This is a genomic window from Robertmurraya korlensis NBRC 107688 (assembly GCF_001591645.1).
Classification (GTDB): Bacteria; Bacillota; Bacilli; order Bacillales; family Cytobacillaceae; genus Robertmurraya_A.
In genome coordinates this window covers 214,907-241,247 of sequence record NZ_BCVH01000003.1, presented here as the reverse complement: position 1 = coordinate 241,247, position 26,341 = coordinate 214,907, and the positions used below count along the sequence as shown (strand labels likewise).

General features: G+C 37.2%; 24 protein-coding genes and 1 riboswitch. Of the genes, 5 read left to right on the top strand and 19 right to left on the bottom strand.

The genetic code is table 11. The annotated features are described in order from the left end of the window. Nucleotides 1–5: 5 nt before the first annotated feature. From BKO01S_RS07545 to BKO01S_RS07510, 8 genes are all read right to left on the bottom strand, one after another. Entirely contained in the window at nt 6–839 is an 834-nt protein-coding gene (locus BKO01S_RS07545; RefSeq protein WP_066051187.1) for a carbohydrate ABC transporter permease, read from the bottom strand. Further along, the gene (locus BKO01S_RS07540) at nt 836–1,777 is read right to left on the bottom strand and encodes a carbohydrate ABC transporter permease (RefSeq protein WP_066051185.1); all 942 of its coding nucleotides are present in this window, start codon (nt 1,775–1,777) and stop codon (nt 836–838) included. Before BKO01S_RS07540 ends, BKO01S_RS07545 begins: the two co-directional genes overlap by 4 nt. Before the next feature lie 71 nt (nt 1,778–1,848). Continuing rightward, complete coding sequence (locus BKO01S_RS07535) at nt 1,849–3,228, bottom strand: ABC transporter substrate-binding protein (RefSeq protein ID WP_066051182.1); 1,380 nt, start codon at nt 3,226–3,228, stop codon at nt 1,849–1,851. 776 nt (nt 3,229–4,004) lie between these two features. Further along, nucleotides 4,005–5,177: a response regulator transcription factor gene (locus BKO01S_RS07530; protein WP_066051179.1), complete on the bottom strand. Its 1,173-nt coding sequence runs from the start codon at nt 5,175–5,177 to the stop codon at nt 4,005–4,007. Further along, the gene (locus tag BKO01S_RS07525; protein WP_066051176.1) at nt 5,178–6,932 is read right to left on the bottom strand and encodes a sensor histidine kinase; all 1,755 of its coding nucleotides are present in this window, start codon (nt 6,930–6,932) and stop codon (nt 5,178–5,180) included. It abuts the gene before it with no gap. Nucleotides 6,933–6,940: 8 nt separating this feature from the next. Continuing rightward, the gene (locus tag BKO01S_RS07520; RefSeq protein WP_066051173.1) at nt 6,941–8,182 is read right to left on the bottom strand and encodes an ABC transporter substrate-binding protein; all 1,242 of its coding nucleotides are present in this window, start codon (nt 8,180–8,182) and stop codon (nt 6,941–6,943) included. A 184-nt stretch (nt 8,183–8,366) separates the two neighbouring features. Next, nucleotides 8,367–10,109, bottom strand: coding sequence for a carboxylesterase family protein (locus BKO01S_RS07515; RefSeq protein WP_157077321.1), 1,743 nt, complete (start codon nt 10,107–10,109; stop codon nt 8,367–8,369). 363 nt (nt 10,110–10,472) lie between these two features. Then, a complete protein-coding gene (locus BKO01S_RS07510; protein ID WP_066051170.1) occupies nt 10,473–10,667 on the bottom strand; it encodes a hypothetical protein in 195 nt (64 codons plus the stop codon). Nucleotides 10,668–10,951: 284 nt separating this feature from the next. Here BKO01S_RS07510 and BKO01S_RS23845 point away from each other — a divergent pair, with 284 nt between their 5' ends. Beyond that, nucleotides 10,952–11,260 (top strand): DUF1360 domain-containing protein, encoded by a 309-nt coding sequence (locus BKO01S_RS23845; RefSeq protein ID WP_084362002.1) that lies wholly within the window; start codon nt 10,952–10,954, stop codon nt 11,258–11,260. Nucleotides 11,261–11,581: 321 nt separating this feature from the next. Here BKO01S_RS23845 and BKO01S_RS07500 read toward each other — a convergent pair whose 3' ends face one another. Further along, nucleotides 11,582–12,181, bottom strand: coding sequence for a CBO0543 family protein (locus BKO01S_RS07500; RefSeq protein WP_066051165.1), 600 nt, complete (start codon nt 12,179–12,181; stop codon nt 11,582–11,584). Between the two features lie 164 nt (nt 12,182–12,345). Further along, nucleotides 12,346–12,546, bottom strand: a complete 201-nt coding sequence (locus BKO01S_RS07495; RefSeq protein WP_066051163.1) for a hypothetical protein — start codon at nt 12,544–12,546, stop codon at nt 12,346–12,348. Between the two features lie 118 nt (nt 12,547–12,664). After that, nucleotides 12,665–12,751: riboswitch (cyclic di-GMP riboswitch) on the top strand. Between the two features lie 129 nt (nt 12,752–12,880). Here BKO01S_RS07495 and BKO01S_RS07490 point away from each other — a divergent pair. Beyond that, on the top strand, nt 12,881–13,852 hold the full coding sequence (locus BKO01S_RS07490; protein ID WP_066051158.1) for a sensor domain-containing diguanylate cyclase: 972 nt from the start codon (nt 12,881–12,883) through the stop codon (nt 13,850–13,852). A 44-nt stretch (nt 13,853–13,896) separates the two neighbouring features. Here BKO01S_RS07490 and BKO01S_RS07485 read toward each other — a convergent pair whose 3' ends face one another. Beyond that, the gene (locus BKO01S_RS07485; protein ID WP_066051157.1) at nt 13,897–14,499 is read right to left on the bottom strand and encodes a YgaN family protein; all 603 of its coding nucleotides are present in this window, start codon (nt 14,497–14,499) and stop codon (nt 13,897–13,899) included. A 197-nt stretch (nt 14,500–14,696) separates the two neighbouring features. On the opposite strand from BKO01S_RS07485, the gene BKO01S_RS07480 reads away from it, so the two are divergent. Next, the gene (locus tag BKO01S_RS07480; protein ID WP_066051153.1) at nt 14,697–15,284 is read left to right on the top strand and encodes an ECF transporter S component; all 588 of its coding nucleotides are present in this window, start codon (nt 14,697–14,699) and stop codon (nt 15,282–15,284) included. A 164-nt stretch (nt 15,285–15,448) separates the two neighbouring features. On the opposite strand, the gene BKO01S_RS07475 is transcribed toward BKO01S_RS07480, so the two are convergent. The 5 genes from BKO01S_RS07475 to BKO01S_RS07455 form a co-directional block, all read right to left on the bottom strand. Continuing rightward, nucleotides 15,449–16,966 carry a hypothetical protein gene (locus BKO01S_RS07475; RefSeq protein ID WP_066051150.1) on the bottom strand — a complete coding sequence of 506 codons (1,518 nt, stop codon included), beginning with the start codon at nt 16,964–16,966 and terminating at the stop codon, nt 15,449–15,451. Then, complete coding sequence (locus tag BKO01S_RS07470; protein WP_066051145.1) at nt 16,959–17,510, bottom strand: sigma-70 family RNA polymerase sigma factor; 552 nt, start codon at nt 17,508–17,510, stop codon at nt 16,959–16,961. Before BKO01S_RS07470 ends, BKO01S_RS07475 begins: the two co-directional genes overlap by 8 nt. Nucleotides 17,511–17,798: 288 nt before the next feature. Continuing rightward, nucleotides 17,799–18,074: a restriction endonuclease gene (locus BKO01S_RS07465; protein WP_084362001.1), complete on the bottom strand. Its 276-nt coding sequence runs from the start codon at nt 18,072–18,074 to the stop codon at nt 17,799–17,801. A gap of 329 nt (nt 18,075–18,403) precedes the next feature. Continuing rightward, nucleotides 18,404–19,924, bottom strand: a complete 1,521-nt coding sequence (locus tag BKO01S_RS07460) for a glycoside hydrolase family 43 protein (RefSeq protein ID WP_066051140.1) — start codon at nt 19,922–19,924, stop codon at nt 18,404–18,406. Between the two features lie 37 nt (nt 19,925–19,961). Next, a complete protein-coding gene (locus BKO01S_RS07455) occupies nt 19,962–21,227 on the bottom strand; it encodes a glycoside hydrolase family 1 protein (RefSeq protein ID WP_066051135.1) in 1,266 nt (421 codons plus the stop codon). 223 nt (nt 21,228–21,450) lie between these two features. Here BKO01S_RS07455 and BKO01S_RS07450 point away from each other — a divergent pair, with 223 nt between their 5' ends. Together BKO01S_RS07450 and BKO01S_RS07445 are read left to right on the top strand one after the other, a co-directional pair. Further along, nucleotides 21,451–22,443, top strand: a complete 993-nt coding sequence (locus BKO01S_RS07450) for an AraC family transcriptional regulator (protein WP_066051132.1) — start codon at nt 21,451–21,453, stop codon at nt 22,441–22,443. Between the two features lie 151 nt (nt 22,444–22,594). Next, nucleotides 22,595–23,332, top strand: coding sequence for a thermonuclease family protein (locus BKO01S_RS07445; RefSeq protein ID WP_066051129.1), 738 nt, complete (start codon nt 22,595–22,597; stop codon nt 23,330–23,332). Between the two features lie 156 nt (nt 23,333–23,488). Here the strand turns inward: BKO01S_RS07445 and glf are convergent, their stop codons facing one another. The 3 genes from glf to BKO01S_RS07430 form a co-directional block, all read right to left on the bottom strand. Beyond that, nucleotides 23,489–24,601, bottom strand: a complete 1,113-nt coding sequence (gene glf, locus BKO01S_RS07440) for a UDP-galactopyranose mutase (protein WP_066051124.1) — start codon at nt 24,599–24,601, stop codon at nt 23,489–23,491. Between the two features lie 70 nt (nt 24,602–24,671). Further along, nucleotides 24,672–25,688 (bottom strand): glycosyltransferase family 2 protein, encoded by a 1,017-nt coding sequence (locus BKO01S_RS07435; protein ID WP_066051121.1) that lies wholly within the window; start codon nt 25,686–25,688, stop codon nt 24,672–24,674. A 14-nt stretch (nt 25,689–25,702) separates the two neighbouring features. Next, nucleotides 25,703–26,338, bottom strand: a complete 636-nt coding sequence (locus BKO01S_RS07430) for a hypothetical protein (protein WP_066051118.1) — start codon at nt 26,336–26,338, stop codon at nt 25,703–25,705. Nucleotides 26,339–26,341 lie beyond the last annotated feature (3 nt).

Below are 26,341 nucleotides of genomic sequence, written 5' to 3'. Positions count from 1 at the left end.
CTCGTTTATTTAATTCCACTTTGCATGGAACCTTCCACAATGTATTTTTGGAAAATGATATAAAGAATAACAATTGGAATCGTTACGATGGTTAGTGCTGCCATCATATGACTTGTGAAAATGTTATACGTGTCTGCAAAAACAGCATTAAGGGCAACTTGAATTGGCATCAAATCTGCGTTTGATAACGCCATAACCGGCCATAAAAAATCATTCCAAGATGCTAAGAACGTTAAAATCCCAACGGTAATATACATATTTAAGCTTGACGGCATGACAATTCGGAAGAAACATCCTACTTCACTTAGTCCATCAATTTTTCCAGATTCAATCAATTCACCAGGGAAGGATAAGAAATGTTGCCTGAATAAGAATATGTTCATCACATTGATAATAAATGGCAGCAAATAGCCTGGAATCGTGTTGATTAATCCCATCTCATTTACCACTAAAAACAATGGAAGAATGGTCGCTTCAATTGGCACAATCATAAGTGCAATAATAAAAATTAATATCCAATCCTTCAATGGAAATTTAAATCTTGCTAGAGCATAACCTGCCAATGAATTGATGGTTAATCCTACAACCACTGTAATAGACGCATAAATCAAACTATTTCCAACGTTCTTAAAAATGTTATAAAAACCTAATAACTCCACATAAGAATCAAGCGAAAGATCAGAAAATCTTGGAACAAAAGCAAAGATTGTATCCATATCTTTGTATATCACTTCATCGATCTTAAATGAGGAAAGAATCATCCAAATAAGAGGAAGTAAAAATTGTAATGCCACAAGAGAGGCCAAGAGATAGAACAAGGTTTTCTTTACTATTTTCATGCTGCTTTCTCCTCTCTAAATAGCTTTTTAATAAAAATTGAGATAACGACTAAGAAAATCGTGAAAACTAATGTAATGGCACTCGCATATCCAACGTTTCGGTGACGGAATCCATACTCATAAATGTATTGTAAAATGGTAATCGTTGAGTAATCTGGACCTCCACCTGTCATAACCATCGGTTGAACAATAAGTTTAAACGCCTGAATCGTGGTGGTGATCACTAAAAACATCAGAATGGGTTTTAATGACGGAATGGTAATAAATAAAAACTTTTGGAACGCATTGGCTCCGTCAATATCCGCTGCTTCATAAAGGCTTCCATCAATATTTTTAAGTCCTGCTAAAAAGATCATCATTTGATACCCACACCCTGACCATGCAGAGATTGCAATGATCGTATACATGGCTTGAGACGCACTTGAGAGGAAAGGCTGCTTAGAAATTCCAACATTCGCAAGGAGTTCATTAATTAATCCCGATGTTGGGTTTAACATGACCGTCCATAGAATGGAGATGACAACAAGAGATAAAACAGCTGGTGAAAAATACGCGGTACGAAAGAACCCTACGCCTCTAATTTTTTTGTTAACAATGAGCGCAAGTCCAAGTGCCATCGACAGTTGCAGAGGAACAACAAACACCACAAACTTAATCGTGTTTTTAAAGCTTTGGATCAATACTTCATCAGTCATCATTCGCTTAAAGTTATCAAGTCCAATAAATTCTTTGTCGTTTGGTTTTAATAAATAGTAATCCGTAAACCCATACGTAAATGCTAGAATAATAGGTAATACAATGAATAGAATGGCAAGAATTAAAGCAGGTGTTAAAAATCCGTAAGCAGACACGATATCTCTAGTTTTATAATGTTCACTTTGTCTGAGGTGTTCGGTTGTATTTCTCACTTTTACAATACGTTTGATCAATTTTTTCATGGTTCACACCCCTCTTTTAAAAAAGAGTAAGAGGTGAGGTCATTGCCTCACCTCTTACTTTTTACAAACGATTATTTTTTGTACTTTGCAAATTCTAATTCAATTTTCTTCGATGCCTCGTCTACATATTTCTTGATCGTTGCTTCATCTGTCGCTTTGTTTTGAGCGATTTTTAGAATAACGTCTTTTGCAAAGGTTTCAGAAAGATAAGGATATCCTGGTGATACAGGTCGAGATTTGTTTGTGTTTTCCACTTGATACTTTAATACTGACCATGCATCATTATGATATGGGTTATCCGTATTTGTATCAATCGCGTCAACGGAATTGATTCTTGTTGGAATAGAACCGTTTTTAGCGAAATATTCTTTTGATGCTTCGTCGTTATTTAACCATTCCATGACTTCAACGATTTGCTTGATGCGTTCTTCGTCTTCTTCTTGTCCGTTACGAACAAATGCCCAAGATCCTGATGGTGTGTATAACCCGTCGAAGTCTTCACTCATTTTCGGATAACGAACGGTTTTGAATTTTAAGTCAGGATAATTATTGATCAGTTCATTTACATACCAGAATCCGCTAACAGATAGTGCTGATTTTCCTGTATGAAATGTTTTTTCGGACTCTGTCGCACTAGCAAGTGCTGGTTCAGCAAATAATTGCGCATACTTTGTTAATGCTTCTACACTTTTCTTACTGTTTAAGACTCCATCAACTGTAACACCATCTTCAGCGACGATGTTTGCATCATTTCCCCAAAGAAGTGGTGTAAAGTAGTATGTTCCTAATTCATAGGCACCTGCAGTAATGTCTGTTAGTAATAAACTTACAGCCACTTCATAATTTGCAAAGACTGGATCATCCGACGTTTTTGCAAACTCGTCCACTTTTCTTGATAAATCAATAAATTGATCCCATGTCCAGTCTTGATCAAGTGAAGGAACTAACGCTTTTATATCTTCGGGTAGTGCATTGATCATGTCTTCGTTATACATGATGGCTACGCCCGAGTCAGAATAACCCATTCCGTAAAATTTCCCGTCCACTGTTCCTTGGTCGATGATCGCTTGCGTGAATCCATCTTTGAATCCTTCGCTCATGTATCCATCTAGTTCACCAAGTAATCCTGAATCAACGTAAGCCCCAATATCAGGTCCGTCTAATGTAAAAATATCAGGCATGTCATTTGCTGTAATGGCTGCATTCAGCTTATCTATGTAGCCTGAACCAGCTCCTGCACGTGTGATGTTTTGTATTTCGACTTTAGGTCCATCAGGATGAGCCTCATTGTAACTCTTTACTCGGTCAGCAAACATCTTACCTTCTGGATGATCTGCAGCAGCTTGTGTCCAAACTACAATTTTGTCACTGCCGCTAGCTTTGTCTGAACTACAAGCTACTAACGAAAAGACTAAAGAAAGTATTGATACAAACAAAATGAACTTTTTCATGCTTCTCCCCCTCGTTCTCTTAATATCTCATCAAGCGCTTTCTTTATAGGAATGCGAGTTAGTTTAGCGCTTTCATAAGTTCATGATAAGGTATTAAAAGCGCTTTCAAAACGTGGCATTTCTCTTAAAAATGTTTAAATTCTTATTATTGAAAAAGAAAGGCCTTATCACCTAGTAGTAAAGGGTTCCGTTTTCGGGTATTTTCTTATTAAAAGACACAAGAATTGACGTATGAATTGTTATTTATTAAGTTTCTACGAAATCCCATTAACTTGAACATAGCAATTGACATCATTATTAAGATGAACAAAAAGTATTGTACAATTAAAAAAGAGTGCCCGCACTGATCGGATGGGGATCAGGTTAAGCACCCGAGATGATAAATAAACGGAGAGATTCCGCCTATTGGCTCGAAAAATTCGAAAAGAGGAGATTTTGCATTGCATAAGCGGAAGACCTCCTCTTATTGACTCCGAAACGAACTCCATTCTGTATCCAACCGAAAAATATCCGCTTATTTTACCTTTGCTAGTTGAGTTTTATCTCAAAAATCAAAGAAAACCTCATTTTGATGCATTACGGTGAACCGTATCACAGGTAAGTGAAGTTTTAAATAAATAATGTTTTTGTATTCTTAAAAGAAGTAAAACTCGCCAATTACTAGGGCGAGTTTTGCTTTTTTAATACCAATAACGATCCCAATACGACTGTCATTTCAGCACGTATGTTAAGAAAAGTACTTCAACACGGAACCCTTTAACCTAGTAGGGAGAGGCTTACATATTTTTTACTAGTTTACGATATTCACTTGGTGTTTTTTTCATTTTCTTTTTAAATACTTGGCTGAAGTAGCGCTGATCGGTATAGCCGACTTTTTCGGCAATTTCATAGGTTTTAAGATCTGTATTTTGCAGGAAAAGGCAGGCATATTCCATTCTGACATTGGTTACATAGTCGAGAAAGGTAAGACCAGTTTTTTGTTTAAAAAGCAGGCTGAAATAGCTAACACTTAATCCTACTTGTTCGGCTGTCTGTTCCACGCCAAGATCTGTTTGAAAGTTATTACGGATATAGTCGAGGGCCTCTTCCATCATATCTGCAGCTGATTGGCTGGGCTTATATTCTTTCTTTAACCGCTCTTCTGTCAGAACATTGCCACTTATATAGTTTTCATATTTTAGTAATTCCTTGGCAGCATCAACGGAATGCTTTATTTCAAATAACTGCTCAACGACTTTACCAACCGAGATGATGCATTGATCAGAGCCTGCATAAAGAATCCGCTGTGAAAATGCATCCGTAATATCCGCTGCTTGATTGATGAAGTGTTTTGCCATTTCGACAACTACCATCATTTCTCTATCGGACAGCTTGTAAATAAATAGATTTGTATTCCACTTAGAAAGGAAGTCTGCATTTTTAGTAAAAATGAATTCGATGTCTTCCTTATAGTTTTTGATAATCACTGAGAAATAAAGAGCTTGCTTGTTTTTGATTTGTGCGTCTACTTTCCCTGATGTAATGAGCTCATAAATCGTATATTTCTCATGGTCATACACACTTACTTTTTGTTCTCTTATTTTGTTAAGCGCTCTTTTCACACAATCTTCCAATTCATCATAATCGATTGGCTTTAATATATAGTCGAATGCGTTATTTTTAATTCCTTCTTTTGCATATTCAAAATCATCATAACCGCTTATTAAAATAACCATTGGCTTATGATCCATCTGTTTTAATGTCTTTATCAGTTCAATCCCGCTCATTTCAGGCATTGAAATATCTGTTAATAGAAGATCAGCTTGTTGATTTTCGATGATTTCCATGACTTCTTGTCCATTTTCAGCTGTCCCAATGATTTCACAGTCTAATCCGTGCCAATCGATGATTTGTGTAAGATTTTTTAATATTAACTTTTCGTCATCCGCAATTACTACTTTATATCTCATTTAATCACCTTTAATCGGAAATGAAATTTTAATTACCGTACCCTCATTTTTCATCGAACAAATGGTGAGACCATATTTCTCTCCATAAAAAAGTCTGAGCCGCTCATCCACATTGCGTACACCATGACCATTACTTGCCTGAGTATGATGATTTTCTAGTCTCCAATTATTTAATTCCATTAGGACACGTTCATCAATCCCCTTCCCATTGTCTTCAATCCAAAACTCACCTTGACCGTTTGAAACCGTACCTCTAATCTTAATCAGCCCTTCTTCATCATCTCTTTTAGAAAACTCATGGATTAAAATATTTTCTACGAGCGGCTGTAGAATTAGTTTAAGAACCGGATAATGATTCAGTTCTTCTACAATTTCTACTTCAAAAGAAAATCGATTATCAAATCTTATTTTCTGTATTTCCAGATAGCTGATCACATGACGAATTTCATCTTTTACTTTCACTTCATAACCTCCATTAATGCTGATGCGCAGCAGCTTACCGAGGTTAATTGTCATTTTACTAATTTCCCTTTGCCCGTTTAAAGCGGCGAGTGCATTAATGGATTCAAGTGTATTGTATAGAAAATGAGGATTGATTTGCTGCTGTAACACTTTAAACTGAGCCTCACGCTTTCGTTCCTGTTCTGTTTCAATGTCGCTCATCAATTGTTGAAGCTTCCCGATCATGTTATTAAATCCATGTGAAATGTTTTGTAATTCTTGAAATGTAAATCTTCCCATTCGTTTGTTCAGCCTGCCGCTTTCAACTTGCTTCATGCCATTTAACAGTTCATGAATAAAACGAGAAATTCTTTTTAGATACAATAAATTAAATAAAATGGCGGTTAACACCGTAAACCCGACAACGAGTAACATGGTGTTTCGGATATTAACGATTTCACTGGAAATTGTTTTCAAAGGCTTGATTGATACTAGGATGAGCTGTGAATTACCTCCCGTTTCAAAACTAGACGGCATATAAGTGATCAAACTTTTTTCACCGTCCCATTCATCAGTGAGGTAACCACTTTTATTTATTGGAAATTCAGAAAAACTTTCAATGTCCAACGTTTTACCAATAAAATTTCGATTTAATGAATAAAGCACGGTCCCCGCTTTATTTACAATTAATTCATGGCTGGGACCTCCATAAATATCTTTAAAAACTGGATCAAATAAATCTAGTTTTACTTGCAGTATTAAAAACCCTAAATTATCAAGCGTGTTAAGATCCTTTACAACTCTTGATTGAGTTAGGATATAGTCCTGACTAAAAAATAGATTTTGATTTTCATATGGAGTTAACCAAATAGGGCGACCTTTCTGCTGTAAAACCTTGTCCAAAAACAAACTTGAGCGAAGATCATCTAAGCTCGTAACCATATCATCGGTATAAGTAATCACCTTTCCATCATTCGTATAAAGAACAAGATTATCAATCTGTGAATTTCCATACATCTTTCCGGCGATTTCCTGCTGCTCGCTGTAAAATTCATAGATTGAGGATGTACTTTGTGTTTTTAAATAGTCCTGAATGGCACTTGATGAAACCACATAGTCAGAAAAGGAATCCACTTCAGAAACAGCGGCTAATAAATTTCGATCAACCGCCTTTAACGTTTGAATCATTTGCTCACTACTATTTTTTTGTAACGTGGTGGATGAAATTTTGTATGAAACAATCCCTAGTATAATAATAGGAATTAATACAAAACAGATAAAGGCGATAATTAGCTTATGCTGAAATTTTATCATATCGGCACCTAATTCTTTTGAATAGCCGAATAACGGTTAAACATCTTTTCTAGATTCTTAAGATATACATCCATATTTTGATCATAGTAAAACTGTGCCGTATATTCTCGAAACTCGGATTCTGCAGCAGTTCCTCCAGCCCAGTAATGATTGGGCCAATTTACTACTTGCCCGTTCGCAATCTTTTCTCTTATTATATGCCCTTCTTTATGGGTGCTTGTCACTCCTATAACAGCACTGATCGAACCTTCAAAATCGGAAATTCTTTGAGCGTTTTCCTTTTTCATTAAAAACGCTAAAAACGCTTTCGCTTCTTCTGGATGTTTCGTATCAGCTGAAATGGCAAAGCCGATATCCACTCCTCCTAATACATGATGATCCTTTTGATTCGATGCAGGAAATGGGAAAATGCCATAATTTAAATAAGGATTGGACTTCTTTATCATCGTTAACGCCCAAGTTCCCATAATGTACATAGAACCTTCACCATTTGCAAATTTTTTATTACAATCATAATAGCTGTCTTCAAATGAATTGGGCTGCACATATGACAGCACCGTAAGGGTTTTTTCTGATATTTCCCTCCACCTCGGATCAGATACAATTGAAAACTCATCCTTTTCCCAATAAATCGGTTCGAATTCATTTGCGACTAAATTTAGATTAAAAATACTCGCCTGGTTTGCATCTTTGTTGGGCATGAGTAAAGCTGTTTTTCCATTAGACTGTAACTCTTCCAAAACTTGTACAAACGAATCCCAACTGTTTGGAACCGATAAATGTAATTCTTCGAAATGATCCTTATTATAGAGAACTCCTACTGCATTTTGTGTTAAGGCAGCACCGTACATCTTTCCGTTTATAAGATAACGATTTTGGATAGTGGGTTGGATATTTTCAATGAAGGGTTCATTTGATAAATCGAGCAGATATCCTTTATCAGCTCTTACTTTATAATCTTGTTCAATCGGATAAGTAATAAATAGATCTGGAATATCCCCTCTTGCGATTCTTGCTTTTAACACGGTCATCGGTTCAGGTACAATCACCTGCTTAATCGTCACGTTAGGATGCAGCTCTTCAAACTCTTGAATGAGTTCATTAAAAATCACTTCTGTTTCAGGCTTCGGTGAAAAAAATTCAAGTTCAATTTGATCTTCTTTTTTGAGAGATTGATCTAATTCATTTCCTGTACAACCGGCTAACAAAAGCAAGATAAAAATGGAACTGATAGAAAGAAATCGCTTCATATACCCTCCTACTATCTAACTAATACTTATTTATCTATTATATATACTATAAATCTCACTATTTTGCTTAGCAATCTCCTTTTTCCAACCAATACGACAAAAACCATCCAAACGGGATTTGGATGGCATTTTGGTATGAGTAAAATTAGTATAGCATGCTATGTTTCTCTATTATTTCTAGAAGTTATTCAACCCATAAACTTTTGTTTCCATAGAATTCATCTAGCTCCGCACTGAACCAACGACCATTCAATACTTCACGAACGATCTTCTCCTTGGCCACTGGCGAAATAGACATATCTTTTTCTATCTGTTGGATCACATCTAGTTTACCTGTAGTAACAACAGACATTTCTGCGATGGCATTTGTTTCATTTGCCGTTAATACTAGGTTAGCTGGCTTCTTTTTCGTCCAGGCCTCCCAGTCTGTTAACTTTTTGCCGTTAGGGTTCCCCTTATGATCATGAAGAAAGTTAGCTAGGTATTGTTTAAACTGAACGCTCAATTCCTTCGCTCCCTCTAGACTATACGATTCTCTCATCATAGGTAAATAGCTTTTATTGTTACTGTCTAATAGAGGGACAAAGACACCATGGAATGATCCAAAAATAGACATCATATCCGAGGTTCCCGTAGGTTGTTCACCAAAAGGTATTTCAACGGTGTAAATTGGTGCCTTATAGTTATCATACATTTTTTCAGCAGATTCCTGAGTGTTAAATAATCCATAAAGCTTACTTCCATAATTTTTAGCAAAAGTGTATTCCGCATACTTCGTTTCGTCCGTAAATAAACTACCATCTTGTACACTACTCGCAAAGTATGGATCTCCCCATGCAAAGAAAGAGAATTCCGATGTTCCAGTTAGCATGATTAAAGGAACCGAATGATAGTTCTTGGTGTCAAACTTTTCCTTTGGTAGAATCACACCATCATTATACAGATGAGGGAAAACACTCATTCGAATAGCTGCATTACTCATTAATCCACTTAATCGATCAGCAGATAATCCATAGAGATAATCTTTTACTGCCTCGTCCTTCGTCTGAAGCCATTGATAGGCTTCTTCTTCTGACGATTTGACACCATCCTGTACCACTAATGGAGCGATAGCTTTTGCAAAAACTTTCACACTATCATCTTTTTCAGCCATCGTCATTCCACCACTGAAGGCAATGGCCTTTTGGAATTTTCCTTCAAAAATTGGAGAGGCTAACGCAGCCATGACATCTCTACCTCCAGCAGAGAATCCTGAGATGGTCACGTTGTTTGGATCTCCTCCAAAGCTTTTGATATTTTCCTTTACCCAATCTAGGGATTTTGCGATATCTAATAGTGCATAGTTTCCGGAGTCTTCCAATCCGTTACCTGTATTTAGGGCTGGTAGTGGATTAAAACCTAATGGCCCTAATCGGTAGTTGACCGAAACAAAAATAGCATCTAAATCATTAACAAAAGATTCACCTGTTATTTCTTCGGATTTCCCCGTTTGATTATTCCCTCCATGAATGAAAAATAAAACAGGGAGATTTTTTTTATTTGTATTCGGTCGATAGATATCTAAATTCAGGCTATCTTCACTCCCGATAATGCCTTGAGCAGAAGATTGAATGGCAATATTTCCTGACTTTGTTGCATCAAAGGTGCCTTCAAATGGAGCTGGGTCTTCTGGTGCTTTCCATCTCATATCCCCAACTGGAGCTTTTGCATAAGGAAGCCCCTTCCATACCAGCGCATTTTCTTCTACATTCACATACCCTTTTACATTTCCGTAATTTGTTTCTTGAGTGATTCCTTTTTTATAAGTTTGAGAGGATGAAACTTCTGCCTTATCATTAGTAGATGTTATAGATGAAGCTGATACATTACCACCTACTAAACCTAAAGCGAGCACTACAGCCAATAAGTATTTAATTCCTCTTATCACTTTTTCCACACTCCTTAATATTTGAAATGAATCAACTAAAATCTTAATCACTCAAAGGTAAGATTACTATTTAAGGCCTATGTACTTTATTTCACCTCAGTTCCATTTTTATAAACAAAAAACCCAAACAGAGTGAACCACAAAAGTGATTCAAAACTGTTCAGGTTATGCCCAAAAGAGGTAACATTCCTTTGATTGATATTGATTTCTATTTAATAATTACTCAACTAATTAGTTTTTGTCAACGCTTACATGTAAATTTATCTGAATTTACAAAAAACAGCACTTTAGTAGTGTGCTAATTATCTCATTATTAAAAGAGCTTCCCTTTTATAATGGAATCGTAGGCAGTGTATTTAAAACCTAAGATGACACAGAAGGATCTTCCAGAGTAGCATCGGGCGTTCTAGGAGCCGCTTGACTCTGTACGTTTGGTGTATTCCCGGTTGATCCGAATCCTCCTGATGAAATCTGCTGACTCGGTAGCACTCCGTCTTTAACCTTTCTTTTTTTATACGCATTACGCTTGTTTTTATTCCGTCTGCATCCGCATCCCATATTATCACCTCCGTGCGTTATCGTTGTATGATTACACAGACTAACCATCATCAATACATTGCTCAATATACTATTAGAAGTCGGGCAAAACTGCTTGGACCAATATATTGGATGAGAAAAAAATGGCGTATTCCCTATCTCCGGAATTCAAAAGAGTAGGAAGAAAAATGCGTTCCTTTATTTCACGCAAAATAAAAGAGCGCATATATTATCTATAAAAAAATGCTCATGAAGAGAAGCAGAACTCACCTTGCTTCTTTTCTGTTCCATAAGGAGATGATTTCATGCATGTCGGATGGTTTGACCTGATTATTCTCATATTGGCTTCGTTTCGTTTAACACATTTAATTGTCTTTGATAGCATCACTGAATTCATTCGAAAGCCATTTTTAGATGAATCCGGAGATGAAATAATCATTAAAGGAACCGGCATACGTCACTTTGTCGGAAAACTCTTGAGTTGTTATTGGTGTACGGGAATCTGGAGTTCGATCATGGTGGTGCTGTTATATATTTACGTACCTGTTACGTTTCCGTTATTTTTGATTTTGGCAGTTGCTGGCGCGGCGGCTGTCATCGAATCGAAGATATGAACATTCAAATACTTGCTGTAATTCTTTGATAATGCCATAAAGCCTTCTTGCCAATCTATTATACGGAGGTGTACCTGCTTGTTCATCACCTCCCACATGTCGGAAGGTGTAAGAAAGTTTCTGAGCATTTTCAAAAAACTTCGGATCATGCAAGACCTCCTATACTCTCTCTGCTAATCCTTCTTGACTCAACCCAAATAAGAACAACCCTCCTAAATAAATAAAATACACCATCCAATGAATCCATGGATGGTGCTTCCGTTATACATGAAAAATATTTTCTATTTAAATCGCTGTGGTTATTTAGATAGTACCTCTACGTTACACCTCTTTCTTCCCTTCGTACAAACTGAATTTATTACTTTTCATTAAGAGTAGAAAGAAGTCGGTGATCCACTTCGCAATCAGGGCTACCAAGAGATACCCTAAGAACAGGAGGAAAAAGTTTTCCTTGCCTCTAAAGTGAAACAATCCTAAGCCTAACAAAAGGGGTTTAAAGATATATGCAAACGTAAGACACATACCACCAAACCAAATATAATAATTTTTCTTTTTATCTAGCGTGTACTGATATAGAAGCATATAAGCTACTGGTACAAATGAAGCATCTAACGTAAGACTAGATGGAAAATATGGTGATAACTTGTAAGGATAAATCCAGTAGGCATTATGCGTACCAATTAAATCAGAATAAGTGAAAAACACATGAACACTGTACCCGTAAAAGCCTAAATGCAACATTTTCTTTCTATCTATAAACAGAATGACACAAATAAGTGGAAAAAGGAACATAGCGAGAACCACCCAAAATTGCCATGTGCTAGGTTCAGAAAAGTCCTTCCAGTATTCGAGCCACCTTTCACTCTGTTTCAATTCACCCTGAAAGATTTCATTGAGTTTCTCTAATTGTTCCGTTTTCATATATTCGCCTCTATCTAGATGTACTTTTTGTATTCATAGTATCGACTATTTCCAAAAATTTATTTTTAAAAAAGTGAAGTCGTATATTAGAACAACAAATTTGAGAATCACCTAGTGATGAGAGTTATATCTATTTAAATGTAAAAATATGAATAAAGCCGTACCTAGGCACGACTTCTACTTTCTTCCATGATTCGCTGTTTTCTCTTGTTCCTTAAAATGGAGGCAAGTACCCAATAAGGAGGGATTGTTAACAAATGCCAGGAGGTTCCTTCTGGTTGTACTTGAAGAATGAACGTAACAGATCCCAAGAATACAATAGCCAGGGGAATATCCCATTTGTGTCGTACTAACCAGTTTTTCATATGAATCACCTCTTATTAGATTTTCTAGTAATTTTAGTAGTATATACTTTTCTGCTTAGTTTTCTTATTGATATTGAAAATGTAGCGACTATAATGAAAATAGGACTATTTACTAATTGGATAGAATAGGCAAACTCATTGAAAAATGACGACGCAAAACTATAGGGACTAAGGTCATATTCGACTAGGTTAGCCAGTTACCGATGAGAGGAATGTAAGGCCTATCGGTAGCGATAGGCCTTTTATCATATTAAGGACGATATGATTAAAAGACATGCATTTACTTAATGTTATGATATATTTTTTTAATATATTCTAAAAGATGAGGGTCTAAATGAGTATGAATTATACAACTGGGTTACTTACAGGGATGGCTATAGTTAGTTTGATTATCCCCTTCTTATATAGAAGACGGGAAAATCATAAAAGGAAGGTACTAGAAAATCAGAAAAGTTTTGTTCACATAATTGAAAACACAAGGGATTTTCTATATTATTATCAGGTTTATCCAAAAAGAGAATATAAGTATCTTAGTCCTTCAGCTGAACATTTTTTTGGAGCAGGTTCCATTGAACGTGCCTTTAAGAATTCCGAGGTACCCTTTATAGATATTCACCCCGATGATTATCATATTCTTGAAAAAAAGGTTAAGGGGGAACTTAATTTTGACGAGAGTATTGTACAGCGATGGCTTGATAAAAATGGGGAGTATAGATATTTCGAAGAATATGCTACTCCCATTTATAAAAATGGAAAGCTAGTTGCTATACAAGGAGTTCTAAGAAATATTGATGATAAAATCAAATTAGAACAGGAGTTACAGTATCAAATTAGCCACGATTCTTTAACTGGTATATATAATCGGGAGTACTTTGAAAATAAATTTGAATGGCTTGATCAAACGTCAAACGTTCCTGTAGCTATTATCATATGTGATTTAGACGAGTTGAAATATGTTAATGACCATTTTGGACATAAAGAAGGAGATTTTATCATCAAAGAAACAGCGGGGCTACTCAATAGATTCTCCTCGGATTTAGTAACAGTTGCTAGACTTGGCGGAGACGAGTTTGCTCTCATACTTGAACATGCAACAGAGGATGCCGCGAATGATTTAGTCGATCAAATAATAAAAGAGTTTAAGAGCTATAATGAAACCTCTACGAGGGAAATCAAACTATCTATTGGGGTTTCTTTCTGTGATCATTCTTTGAACAATATGAACCATTTATTCTCTAGAGCTGACAAAAATATGTATCATGATAAAAACAGAAATAAAAATGGAATTTTAAAACACTATTCCTAGATGTACGAACACCTTAGATTATTCTAAGGTGTTATTTATATTGGTTATTTTGTAAAATTAACTCTAAATATGAAGGACACATCATATTCTTTCAGAACTTCTTGAAACAAATCTTCATCTAGTTGTAATTCGTTATGAAATAAGGTTCCATTACCAGCACTGCTATAATTCATACTCCCTAACACCATATTCGGAATAAATGCTTCTTTGCCTGAAATGTTATCCCCCCATCCGCTCACTAGATTCTTTTCATAATCAGTAGGCATCGTCTCTGTATATTCACCTACTGCTGTTGATTGATCTGAATACACACCAATTCGAAACGCGATTTGATCTTCATGACCTATTACTCTATTTGTTGAGAAAATAATCATGCCTTTGTGTTCGTCTAGACCCATCGTTACTCCATTGGGATGATCCGTTTTCAGTTTTCCAAATTCATATCTATCAACCCAAATGTTTATGTTCTTATACTCCTCTTCTACAGAAAAATCATATACAAAAGATTGAGAAGCCGCGGTTGTGAGTAATGCTCGTTCCCGTTCTGTTAATTCAGATCTGCCTAATGTACTTTCAGTAATAGCGTGTGGGTTGTCACAAGCCACTAATAACAGAAATACAGAAATCATTAAAAAGAATATCCTCATCATCCTTCTCCCACTTTCGACACGACTTATTTATACATGGCAATACATTCAAAACATTACCAAAATTTGCCTAACTTTTTATATCATAGCACATAAATTTAAAACAAAGTTTATTTTTTGCTTAGTCCCTTATTGTCTATTTTGTATTTGTAGAATGATAACAAAAAATATATTATTAGTTTGAAAGGAGGCAGTTCATGAACAAAAAAAATAAAACATTCCGAATAGTCCTATTAGGGATGCTTTCTGCCATCATCATTATTCAAACGACAGTCCCGTTTTTAGGATATATCCCGATGGGACCGCTTAGCTTGACGATTATTCAGATAACGGTTATTACCGCAGCAATCGTACTTGGAACAAAGGAAGGAGCCATTGTAGGCGGCATATGGGGAATCATCACGTTCATCAGGGCATTTATCGCCCCGACAAGCATTATTGCACCCATTGTTTTCACGAATCCACTTGTATCCGTTTTGCCTCGAATTTTAATTGGTGTGGTTGCTGCATTCGTGTTCCATCGGTTACTTAGTGGGAAGCTCAATGAAACAGCAAGAATGAGTATTGCTGGTGTGCTCGGATCTTTAACAAATACTGTTTTGGTGCTTGGATTCATTTATTTATTTTATGGGGAGCCCTATGCGAACTTTTTAAAGTTGGACATGGACGAGCTCTTGCCTGCACTCCTAACTATTGTAGCCACTAATGGAATTACTGAAGCTATTCTTTCAGGTGTGTTGACTCCAATTATTTCAAAACCGTTAGTAAGAATGAGAAAAAAATAGCAGCCTTGGCTGCTTAAGGCTGTCGACAAACTTGTGTTTTTAGTTTGTCGACAGAAGGAAATAATATTAATGTCTGGTTCTTTAGTATTCAGAGGTGAAAGTAAAATCAAGAAGATGACAATTATTATACTTCTACCCCATTCTAATTCTATTTAAGTATTTATTTACTCTGCTGCTTTAAAATTTTCAAGAAATTCTTGGGTTTCTTTAAGTGAGATGTGTTGATTTACTACATCATAGATATATTCACCTTTTTTCCCCGTGAGATGCACCCAATCACCTTCACCATCATTCATAACCGTCCCCTCCCATTGAATATCGTTCAATGAAAAAGGTGAGATCCTAGTATCACCTATTAACTCGAAGCTTCCTATACTTCTTACATAAGAGTCCTTGTGGTGAACCCTCACGGACAACATCTGCGAGGAGTTTTTGTCTCCATCTCTGTCAAGCATGTAGTATAAGTAGCCAATTTTATAGTCTTTAAATGTCTCATAACTAGCAGAAGATAATTGTAAGTCTGGATGGGTAAATTCAAATAGGAATGGCATATCCTTTTTCATAAGGGCAAACACATCGTCTATCTCCTCAGGGGATTTCGTTCCAGCGACATGCACCACTTCCGCTTCACGAGGATCAACAACGTCTATTGGATCCTTTTCTTCCTCATATCCTTCCAGATCTGGTGAAAATATTTCACTATTAACTGGGATATTCACTTCTAGGCTTAGTGGATGTAAATAATCAACCACTTCCCCGTTTCCGTTATACGTCTCATACTTTAAGAGAATCCCTGTGTCTTTATCTACCCAAAAACGAAACGACTGAAAATCTCTAGTATACTTAATGCCTTTAATCACTAAGGTATTATGTCCCAGCAATTCCTCGTTCTGGTTTTCAATTTCCCATTGGTTTAGGTCACGAGTATAATTCGATGCAATTTCATAAGGAAATAAAGTTGCGTCTGCTGCACTAAAAGGTGGGCTTTCTCTATAGTCTGTATAAGGGGTCCCTTCTGAATCCATTGAAAATGCTTGGTCTAAGCTTAAAGTAGTACCACCTAAATGCCAGCCTGATGCTTGGAACTCTCTATACGTTTTGGAAGAATCAGATAACATCCAGACCTTTTCACCGTTATAATATTCTTCTCGTATTTCTCCTTTTTCATTTGTAGTTATCCCGTATCCGCCAAGTTGATTTTTCATACTTAATGAATACTCAACAATTTCAAACGCATGATCCTCGTAAAAACTATAGTGAACTTGATACTTCCCTTTAGCTGTCTCAAAATAATCAATGGAATTAATCATCTTTGTGAGGATTTCTTCCTTAGTCATGTCTTCGTAATTCTCCTCCTTATCTGGAGGGATATACACTGACTTTTCTCTCTCTTTTTTTGTTTCTGTTTTCTTTTCATCAACTTTAATTTCATCTGCCATTTTCTTTTCATCATTTCTTTGTTGCAACTGTGTTCCAACAAAGAAGCTAATACCTGAAAACATTAAGGTAACGACTGCAAAACTTAACACTGCTCCAAATTTATTCTTCATTTGAAACTTCTTACTAGGTTTTGGTTTATTTATTGAATGTAGCACTTGGTGTATGTGCTGCTCTTTAAAACTAATATGATTGAGGAGTTCATCATTGATTTCTTCTTTTATATGTTTTAATTCTTTATCCATGATTACTCTCCCCTTTAAACATTTCTTTTAACTTTAGGCGACCTCGATGCATCCTAGTTCTCACTGTGGTTGAATGTACCTCTAATAGCTCGGAGATTTCTTCAATCGTAAGTTCTTGAAAATAATAAAGAATAATGACTTCCCTTAATTTCACAGGCAACTCTATTACTTTACTAGACACCAATTCTTTTTTATCATCTATTTCTTTTGGTTCTTTACTGTATGAAATAAGGTTTTCTCTTATAAAGTCAGTAACCAACAGGTTTCTATAGGACCAACTTCTTAAGACATCTTTACATTTGTTAACAGTTATTTTTATTAGCCAAGTTTTATAAGAAGATTCATTGCGAAAGGTATCTAATTTTTCATAGCACTTAATAAATACCTCTTGAGCAACATCCTCAGCTAACTGTTCTTGTTTTAAGTATGTATAGGCAATTCGAATAATATCGTTCCCGTATTCCTTCATTAACCACGCTAGTTTCTCTTGGCTGTTTAAATGACTTAATACAGTTGCTTCATTATTCTTTATTTTCTCAATCATGTCTCTCCTCACGCTTCTTTATATTTATTAATTAGACGAATGACATTCGGTCAAATGTTCTATATATCCTAAAATATTTTTTAATAACTTTCTATCGATAATCAACATAAGGGGGTGATAACTAGCCTAGCCTCCTTCTTATTTAAAGTGTACGCCCCTACCGTATAAATAAGAAAAACCTTACTTCCCACTTGAAGTAAGGCCTAATTACATATTCGACGAACGGATACTGCTCCTTTTCTTCAATCTGATCAAATTAATACGTTATATGAAACTATTTTATGATTGTCATGCTGCATTTTTTATTTCTAACATCCACTTAATCAATAAGTCTCTGTCAATTAATGATACATTATTTGATTGTGCTAATTTGACAGCTGGTGCAGTGAAATAGTTGTTTGTGATAACCCAACATTCATCAGCCTTATAATAGTTCTTAGCAGATACAACCTCTTGAACGGCCTTCAAGCCAACTTTCTTTTTGTACCTCTTGGCCTGCACGACAATTTTTTTTTCATTATTTGAAAGCACAAGATCAGCACCATAGTCTCCTGTTACTAAAATAGTACTTAATTATTTTAATTCTACCATTATATTGTAATTTATAGGTATATTTTCTCAAAGAAGTTTGTAAAAACCATCTTAAACAAACGTTGGTATTCCTGACCTTCTCTATTAATACGACTGCTAAAGCAGAAACAAAGTGGTTACGTAGTAATCATCTACAAAAAAGCCCAACCTTTTAAAATATGAAGAGAAACAGATCCTTCCTTACTTTTTATTTTGGCCATAGCCGGTGCTGCTACTGTCATTGAATCGATAATTCAAAAGGGTTTTGTAACCTAAATGAAAAGCCCCATTCACATTGAATGGAACTTTCTATTGTTTAGTCATTACAAACGATACTCAAACCAATCAAAATACGCAGGAGCTGTAGAACGTCGGCCGTTTCCTGTTGCATACAGTCCAAAGAACACCCCTGTAAATCCACCCGCTACTTCCGTCGATAAAAGAGAGCATTCTCCCGTACCCATAGTAATTGAGTCTCCACCCGGTGATTGATAGCTGAAGGTATAGTTTTTGGCATCTGCCTGAACCGATAGAATAATAGAATCTTGTTCATACTCATGCTCTATCTCTACTTTCCAAAGCGACCCGACCCTACGTCTGACGAAGACCTTTTTCACCTCATCACGGATTCCCATCGCGATTTCATAATGAAATCGATCATTCATGAAGACGGTCAGTCCAGCCTCTTCGCCTTCTTCGGTTGGAGAGAACTCAAGCAGTGTTGAGATGTTGCACTCAAAATGCTGTTGTCTTCTTCCGATAAAGGACGGGGAATCCACGTCATCTAAACAAACAGAAGATCCATATAGGGTAAGATAGCCTGGTCGCTCAGATAAGGACCAGCTTTCTTTCTTAGGATTTCTCAAAAAACTCCAGGAGAAATCTAAGGTTTCATGATCAAAATCGTCCTTTTCAAGCCACGCTTTCCTTCCCTCTATCTGAAGTGATTTTCCGTCCATTTCTAATTCTACTGGTGTGCTAATAGATGGCCAGCCATCCTCTTTCCATTCAACAGGTGCCAGGAAGGTTTCTCTTCCCAGATGATGGTGCTTTCCACTAAAACGAACGGGTGCAGGTCGGATTCCTAAAAATACCGTCCACCAGCTGCCATCGGTATATTGAATGAAATCAGCATGCCCTGTTGCTTGAATGGGACTGGCACTGCTTCGGTGAGTAAGAACCGGATTGTTCGGATGACCCTCGAAGGGTCCAAATGGCTGTTGGCTTCTAGCCATGGTCACCATATGCCCGTATTCGGTTCCTCCTTCAGCAATCACTAAGTAGTAGGTCCCGTTTATATTGTAAAGATGCGGTCCTTCCGGATGAGCCCCGCCCATACCTTCCCAAATCAACCGTCGTTCAGAAAGAAGTTTCCCTGTCTCTATATCAATTTCTGCTTGATAAATCCCCATAGGTTCTCCGCTAAAAATATCTTGTGTTCCGCTTAGATACACCTTTCCATCTTCATCAAACAGTAACGATGGATCAATGCCTGGCCAATCGAGAAAAATTGGCTCAGACCAAGGACCTTCTGGATTTTCAGCCCAAACAAAAAAGTTCTTTTTGCTAGTCATATTAGTCGTAATCATATAAAACCGTCCATTGTTATACCGAATTGTCGGGGCAAATATGCCCAAGGAACTTTTGGCTTGATGCAGCGACAATTGACTTTCGCGTGTTAAGCAGTGGCCTATTTGTTTCCAATTAACAAGGTCCTTCGAATGGAAAATCGGGACACCGGGAAAATATTCAAATGAACTTGTCACTAAATAAAAATCTTCTCCCACATTACAAATGCTTGGGTCTGGATGAAAGCCAGGGATAACAGGATTTGTATACTTCATAACGAATCTCCTTCCGTGGTAAAAAGTTTGTGTCAACCTAAACAGAAACAGCGTTGTTTTTTGAAATATTCCCTAACACACGTCCGCTCTCTTTTACTTGTCTCTCTTGGGTATCCCTATTCACTGCAATAATCCCGAACTTCGGTTCATATCCAAAGGTCCATTCATAGTTATCAAATGTAGACCAATAAAGATACCCAATTACTTGAATTCCGTCCTCGATGCACGAATGCAATTCTTTCAGTCCTCGTTGGATAAATTCGACCCGGCGGCTGTCATCGTTCGTGGCTATGCCGTGTTCGGTTACCATCACAGGGATATCTAGTTCTTTCACCACATTTCGAATCGTACCAGCCAATGCTTCTGGATAGTACTCATACCCCATCGCCGTCACTTCTGTTCCTTCCGCAACCGGAACTTGACCTTGTGGCCCATAAATTTCACGGGTATAATTCTGTATTCCTAAGAAATCGTCTCCTTCAATCGCAGATGTAAATTGTCCAAAGTAATCATACCAAACCTTTGTCGCCTGCTCTTCCCCGCCATCAATGGCTTGAATTTCTGGCAGCGCCAAAGATAACCCAACTTTAGTTAACGGATTGATCTTCTTCATAACCGCTCGGGCTTTACAATGGGCCTCTTTCACAATTTCTAATGACACCTCATCAGAAGCCATATGGAAGGTGAAATATTGATAGATGGTAGTACCGCATTTTTGGGCAGCTGATTCACGCCAGCCTGGTGCTGTCCATGACTTAGCATCCACACCTACTGGCGGCATAAAATCTAGATTAATGAACAGTTCTTTTAACATCACCGGTAAATTGACTTCGTTCATCGTCAAGACATAAGGAATGTCCTGCCCCAGCTCCTCAAACACCACCTCGCAATACTTGGCAAAAAGGTCGGCCGTTTTTGGATTTCTCCACCCTCCTATCTGCATCAACCACTGTGGTGAAGTAAAATGCATCATTGTCACAACAGGTGTGAGCTGATTGTCATAACAAGCTTTTATGACATCGCGATAATGGTTGATCTCCTCTTTTGAATACACCCCTGGTTCTGGTTCAATTCTTGACCACTCGATGGAAAAACGGTAACTGTTCAACCCTAACCTCGCCATCAATTCAATATCCTGCTTGTATCGATTGTAGTGATCGACCGCGTCACCGGAAAAATCCTTATACGGTGATCCTTCTGAATACTCTTCCGCCCACATATCTGATTGTTTATTGTTACCTTCTACCTGGTAGGCAGATGTTGCTGTTCCCCATAGGAACGATTCAGGAAATGTATATTTCATCGTAATTACCTCCGCGTGAAATTTTTTACCAAGCTATACTTTGATAGTAGCAAACGCTTTCCGCTAAGATAATGTTAAAATCCTAGAAGTTGATTGCTCGAATCATAGATTTCTATTTTAGTAAGCTTTCGTTAATATGAAACAGCTCTTAGGGTTAACACCAGGTCTTTTTTATATTAAAATGAGAGAAATGATTACTCGAATCGAAAAAGGGTGCGATACCATGGAACGATCAGAACTAGAAAGCTTTTTGAAATCGGTACATTTTGAGATTGATAAAGAAAAGGTTGTGAAGGAGTATCAACCCTCCATCGTGACAGTAGATGGAGAGGAAGTCTTTCTTTTTAGCAAAGGCTTTGATATAAACGATTCACCGATTGCGGAGAACATCTCTATTTCCCAACAGCCTTATCACTCGGTAATTCCTCTTCATATGCATGATTATATTGAAATGATGTTTGTCTATCGAGGGAGTTGTACCGTTACTGTAAAGGGGAACAAGGTGGTTTTGGAAAAAGGAGAACTGATATTCATTAACAAAGAAACACCACATAGTGTGGATGCAACGACAAAGAAGGACCTCATTATCAACATCATCATGAAACAGGACTATCTATCTCCTAGTTTTCTTAGAAGATTGTCTCAAAAAAGCATTATTTCTCAATTCATGATTGAATCATTAGTCAGCACACGGAAACAAAATCATTTCCTGATTTTCCGACCAGATGAAAAGACGAAGATCATTGAAATCATGGAGAATATGATGTGTGAATTTTTCGATCGAGACTTCTGTTCGGAAGAAATTATCGACTCATATATGATCGTGTTATTTTCCACACTCCTTCGTTATCACAACGACCCTACTACCTATGAAAGATCAAACGACTCTTCTCTATTAGAATTTTTGAGATATATTGAAGAGCATTATCAGGACTGTTCTCTAGTGGATATGGGTCAAAGGTTTGGCTTCCATCCCAGTTATCTTTCCACCTTGCTGAAAAAAGGGACAGGCAAGTCGTTTAAAGAACTTCTCCAGATTCAACGGTTAAACCAGGCAGCTTTGTTCTTGTCACATTCTGATCTACCTATTCCACAAATCGCAGAGGAAGTCGGGTATTCAAGCGTGACGTTTTTTTATAAAAAATTTAAAGAATTGTTTCAGGAGACACCTTACAGTTATAAGGAAAAACATAGATATGACAAAACCACCCAATAGGATGGTTTTGATAGTGTATTCAAAAGTTCTATAGAGAGATTCCCTGCATAGTACAGGCCCAAGTAACAAGTAAAGGTAATTAATATTTGGTTTCACTATTCAATAAAGTAACACATTGGTATGTAACAAGCTTATGAAATGAGGGGTTTATTTGGTACGTTTACTCACTTTATATCTAGTTTTATTCCTATTCCTTTCAGGATGCTCCCCCACCAAATCTGTACATCAACAGAATGTTACTGAGAGTACAGAGTTTAAGAGAGTCCAAGTAGCACTTGATCATCCTGTTGATGGAGACACCATTTCTGTCATCTATCAAGGTGAAGAACACAACGTACGGTTCTTGCTTGTGGATACCCCAGAAACGTCTCACCCACGTTTAGGTGAACAACCGTTTGGTCAAGAAGCGAAAGACTTCACTAGTGACCTTGTAACCAACGCTAAAACCATTGAACTAGAATTTGATATTGGCCCTCAAAAAGATAAATATGGTCGCCTTTTGGCTTATGTTTATGTGGATGGAACGATGGTTCAAGAGGAGCTATTACAGAATAGTCTAGCGAGGGTCGCTTACGTATATCCACCCAATACACGCTATGTTGATCCATTTACTGACTTACAAAAGGAAGCTCAACAACAAGGCATCGGAATTTGGGAAGTGGAGAATTATGTACAGGAGGATGGTTTTAAACCTGAGGTCATTGAATCACCACAAATGGAAAGTGGGACGGAACTTCCTGAGAGTTGTTTGATCAAAGGGAATATCGGTTCGAAGAAAATCTACCATACGCCTGATTCGCCCTGGTATGAGCAGACAAAAGCCGAAGTAATGTTTTGCACGGAACAAGAAGCCATAGACGCTGGATTTCGAGCACCAAAGGGAATTTAACACTATTTCACTTCTATTACTAGCTGCATAATTGAAACAAACATAGCACAGATCGCTACTGATCTGTGCTACTTTTAAGTAAAGTTATATTTCAGAATAGACCTATCTTTTTCAAATCCTCCATCTTCCCAAGACAATCTACTCCCCCTAGAGGGTCTACCTATTCCCTAAAACCTCGTCTGCCTTACGTAATGCCGCTTCGACAACCTGGTCCATATTATAATATTTGTATTCCCCTAGGCGGCCTCCAAAAATGACGTTGCCTTCTTTATCTGTTAGTGCTTTATACCTTTTATACTGCATGCTGTTTTTCTCATCATTGATCGGATAATATGGCTCGTCGCCTTGTTTCCACTCGACACTGTATTCACGGGTAACAACGGTTTTGGGTTGAGTGCCGAAATCAAAATGTTTGTGCTCTATGATTCTCGTGTATGGTGTCTCGCGGTCGGTATAATTCACGACAGCATTCCCTTGAAAATTATCTGTATCCATAACCTCTGTTTCAAACAGCAAACTTCTATACTCCAGTACACCAAACTGATAATGAAAATAGGCATCAACCGGACCCGTGTACACGACCATGTTTGCAAGATGATCCCAGTCGCTTTTGTTTTCTAGATAGTCCGTTTCAAGTTTCACTTCAATTCCTTCAATCATTCGTTCAACCATAGCTGTATATCCGTCAATTGGAATTCCCTGATAAGGATCGTTAAAATAATTATTGTCGTACGTAAATCGAACCGGCAATCTGCGAATAATGAAGGCTGGTATTTCCGTACATGGACGTCCCCATTGCTTTTCTGTATAGCCACGAATCAGCTTTTCATAGATATCGCTACCTACGAGGTTAATCGCCTGCTCCTCCAGGTTTTGCGGATGTTTAACATAGCTTTCCCTACGCTGTAGGTCAATCTTCTCCTTTGCTTCATCTGGAGTAGTCACGCCCCACATTTTGTTAAACGTATTCATATTAAACGGTAAATTATAGATTTCACCCTGATAATTAGCTACTGGACTATTTGTGTATCGATTGAATTCAGCAAACTGGTTGACAAACTCCCATACCTCTTTGTTGTTAGTATGAAAAATATGCGCACCATATTTATGTACCTGGATATCCTCGACTTTTTCTGTATAGATATTTCCAGCAATATGGCTTCGTTTATCAATAATGAGGCAGGACTTTCCCGCTTTTTTCGCCTTATAGGCAAACACGGCACCATAGAGACCTGCTCCAACAATTAAGAAATCATATTTTGCCTTCATACTGTCCTCCTCCTTTTGATAAAAAACAGCTTCAGAAATTTCACTGAAGCTGTTTTTTATTTACGAGTTTTTAATTAAAGCCAACAACTTTTTGGGATAGTTTATAGGCTCCTACAGAAATACTACGTCCTGCTCGGCCAGGTAAATTCAACAACTGGCCCATCATTCCATATCTAAGTTCATGATACAATTCATTGTCTCTATTCTTAATATACTTCCATAGTTCTTTTTTCTTCTTTAGATTTTCTTCCGTACCTGATCGTATTAATAAAATGGCCGAAACGATCGTGACAATTTCAAGATGGTGAAGCAGATACTCACGAAGCTTTGGACTGCTAATATGTTCAAGTTCAACTTGCTCAATCATGAGCTTGTTTACCTTAATCTGCTGATCAATTCTTTTAATCATGACACTTTCATGAACCGATTGATCTTCCCTGCCAATAAAATATCTGTAAAAGTCGACATTAAGGTAAAAGATTTTCTGAACATGTTCAAGTGGTCGATAGACATATAAATTGTCCACATAAAAGGTATGCTTCGGAAGTTCAAGCCCGCACTCTCTTAGCATCTCCGTTCGGTAAATTACCGAGTGCATCAATAGATATTGGCCTTTACGAAAACGTTTGATATCATCCCAAGAGAAGATTTCCCCTTCTGGTAGAATATTTTCATATTTCATTACTTTTTTATATTTTGCGCCTTCTTTTTCATAGACAAAATTGCTAATCATCATATCAACGGAATGATTTTCCGTAACAAAATTTGCTAAAGTGTCCAAAATTTTGAGATAAGCTCTAGTATCTACCCAATCATCACTGTCAACCACTTTAAAGTAGATTCCTGATGCATGACGGATTCCTGCGTTGACCGCTTCCCCATGTCCTCCATTTTCCTGATGAATCGCTTTGACGATCGTTGGATACTTTTGAGCATATTCATTAGCTATTTCTGCCGTTCGATCAACCGAGCCGTCATTTACTATCAGTATCTCAACGTTTTCCCCACCAGGTAGAAGCGACTCGATGCAGTATCTCATATAATCTTGTGAATTATAGCAAGGAATGACGACTGATAATAATTTCATTTCGAACCCTACCTTTATAAAGCCTGATTTTCAGGCTCTTGTTTAAATATGATTTTAAAAATCGGGAAGAATACCCAGAATGAAATCGCACTATTGATAATCATTGTTATCATATCTGCCATGGTTTCACCGAAAGAACCCATCCCCCATGTATTCATTAACAAATAATAGATGGGAGCCTTATAGAATCCTTGAGCTGCGGCAGCACCAATGGTGATACCGATATACGCCACTACATACCAAAACGCGGCTCTCCACACATTGCTGTTTGATTTAAATGTAATGCTTCTCTGTGCGAAAAAGTTAATAATCTGTGCAATCGCAATGGTAATTTGCACGGCAAGGAAGTAGGCAAGTCCTCCTCCCCCACCGGAAGCAAGTGAACCTGCTGCATAATCAAATACATAATAGTCACTACCATCAAAATTTTGTCCAAACGGCAAAACCTGAAAATCCGTAGTAACTAAGGAGGTTTGAGCGAATATACTCTTAAACACAGGCATTAATACAAGCTGTAAGACGGTAATCCCATTACTTAGCAAAAAGAATACTAGGAATTGAGCTGTATTAGGATGCTTTTCCTTATAGTTATTCCAGATTCCAGCCATTCCGGAACCCGCTTTATTTGAATCTACCTTTCCGTTACTCATCCT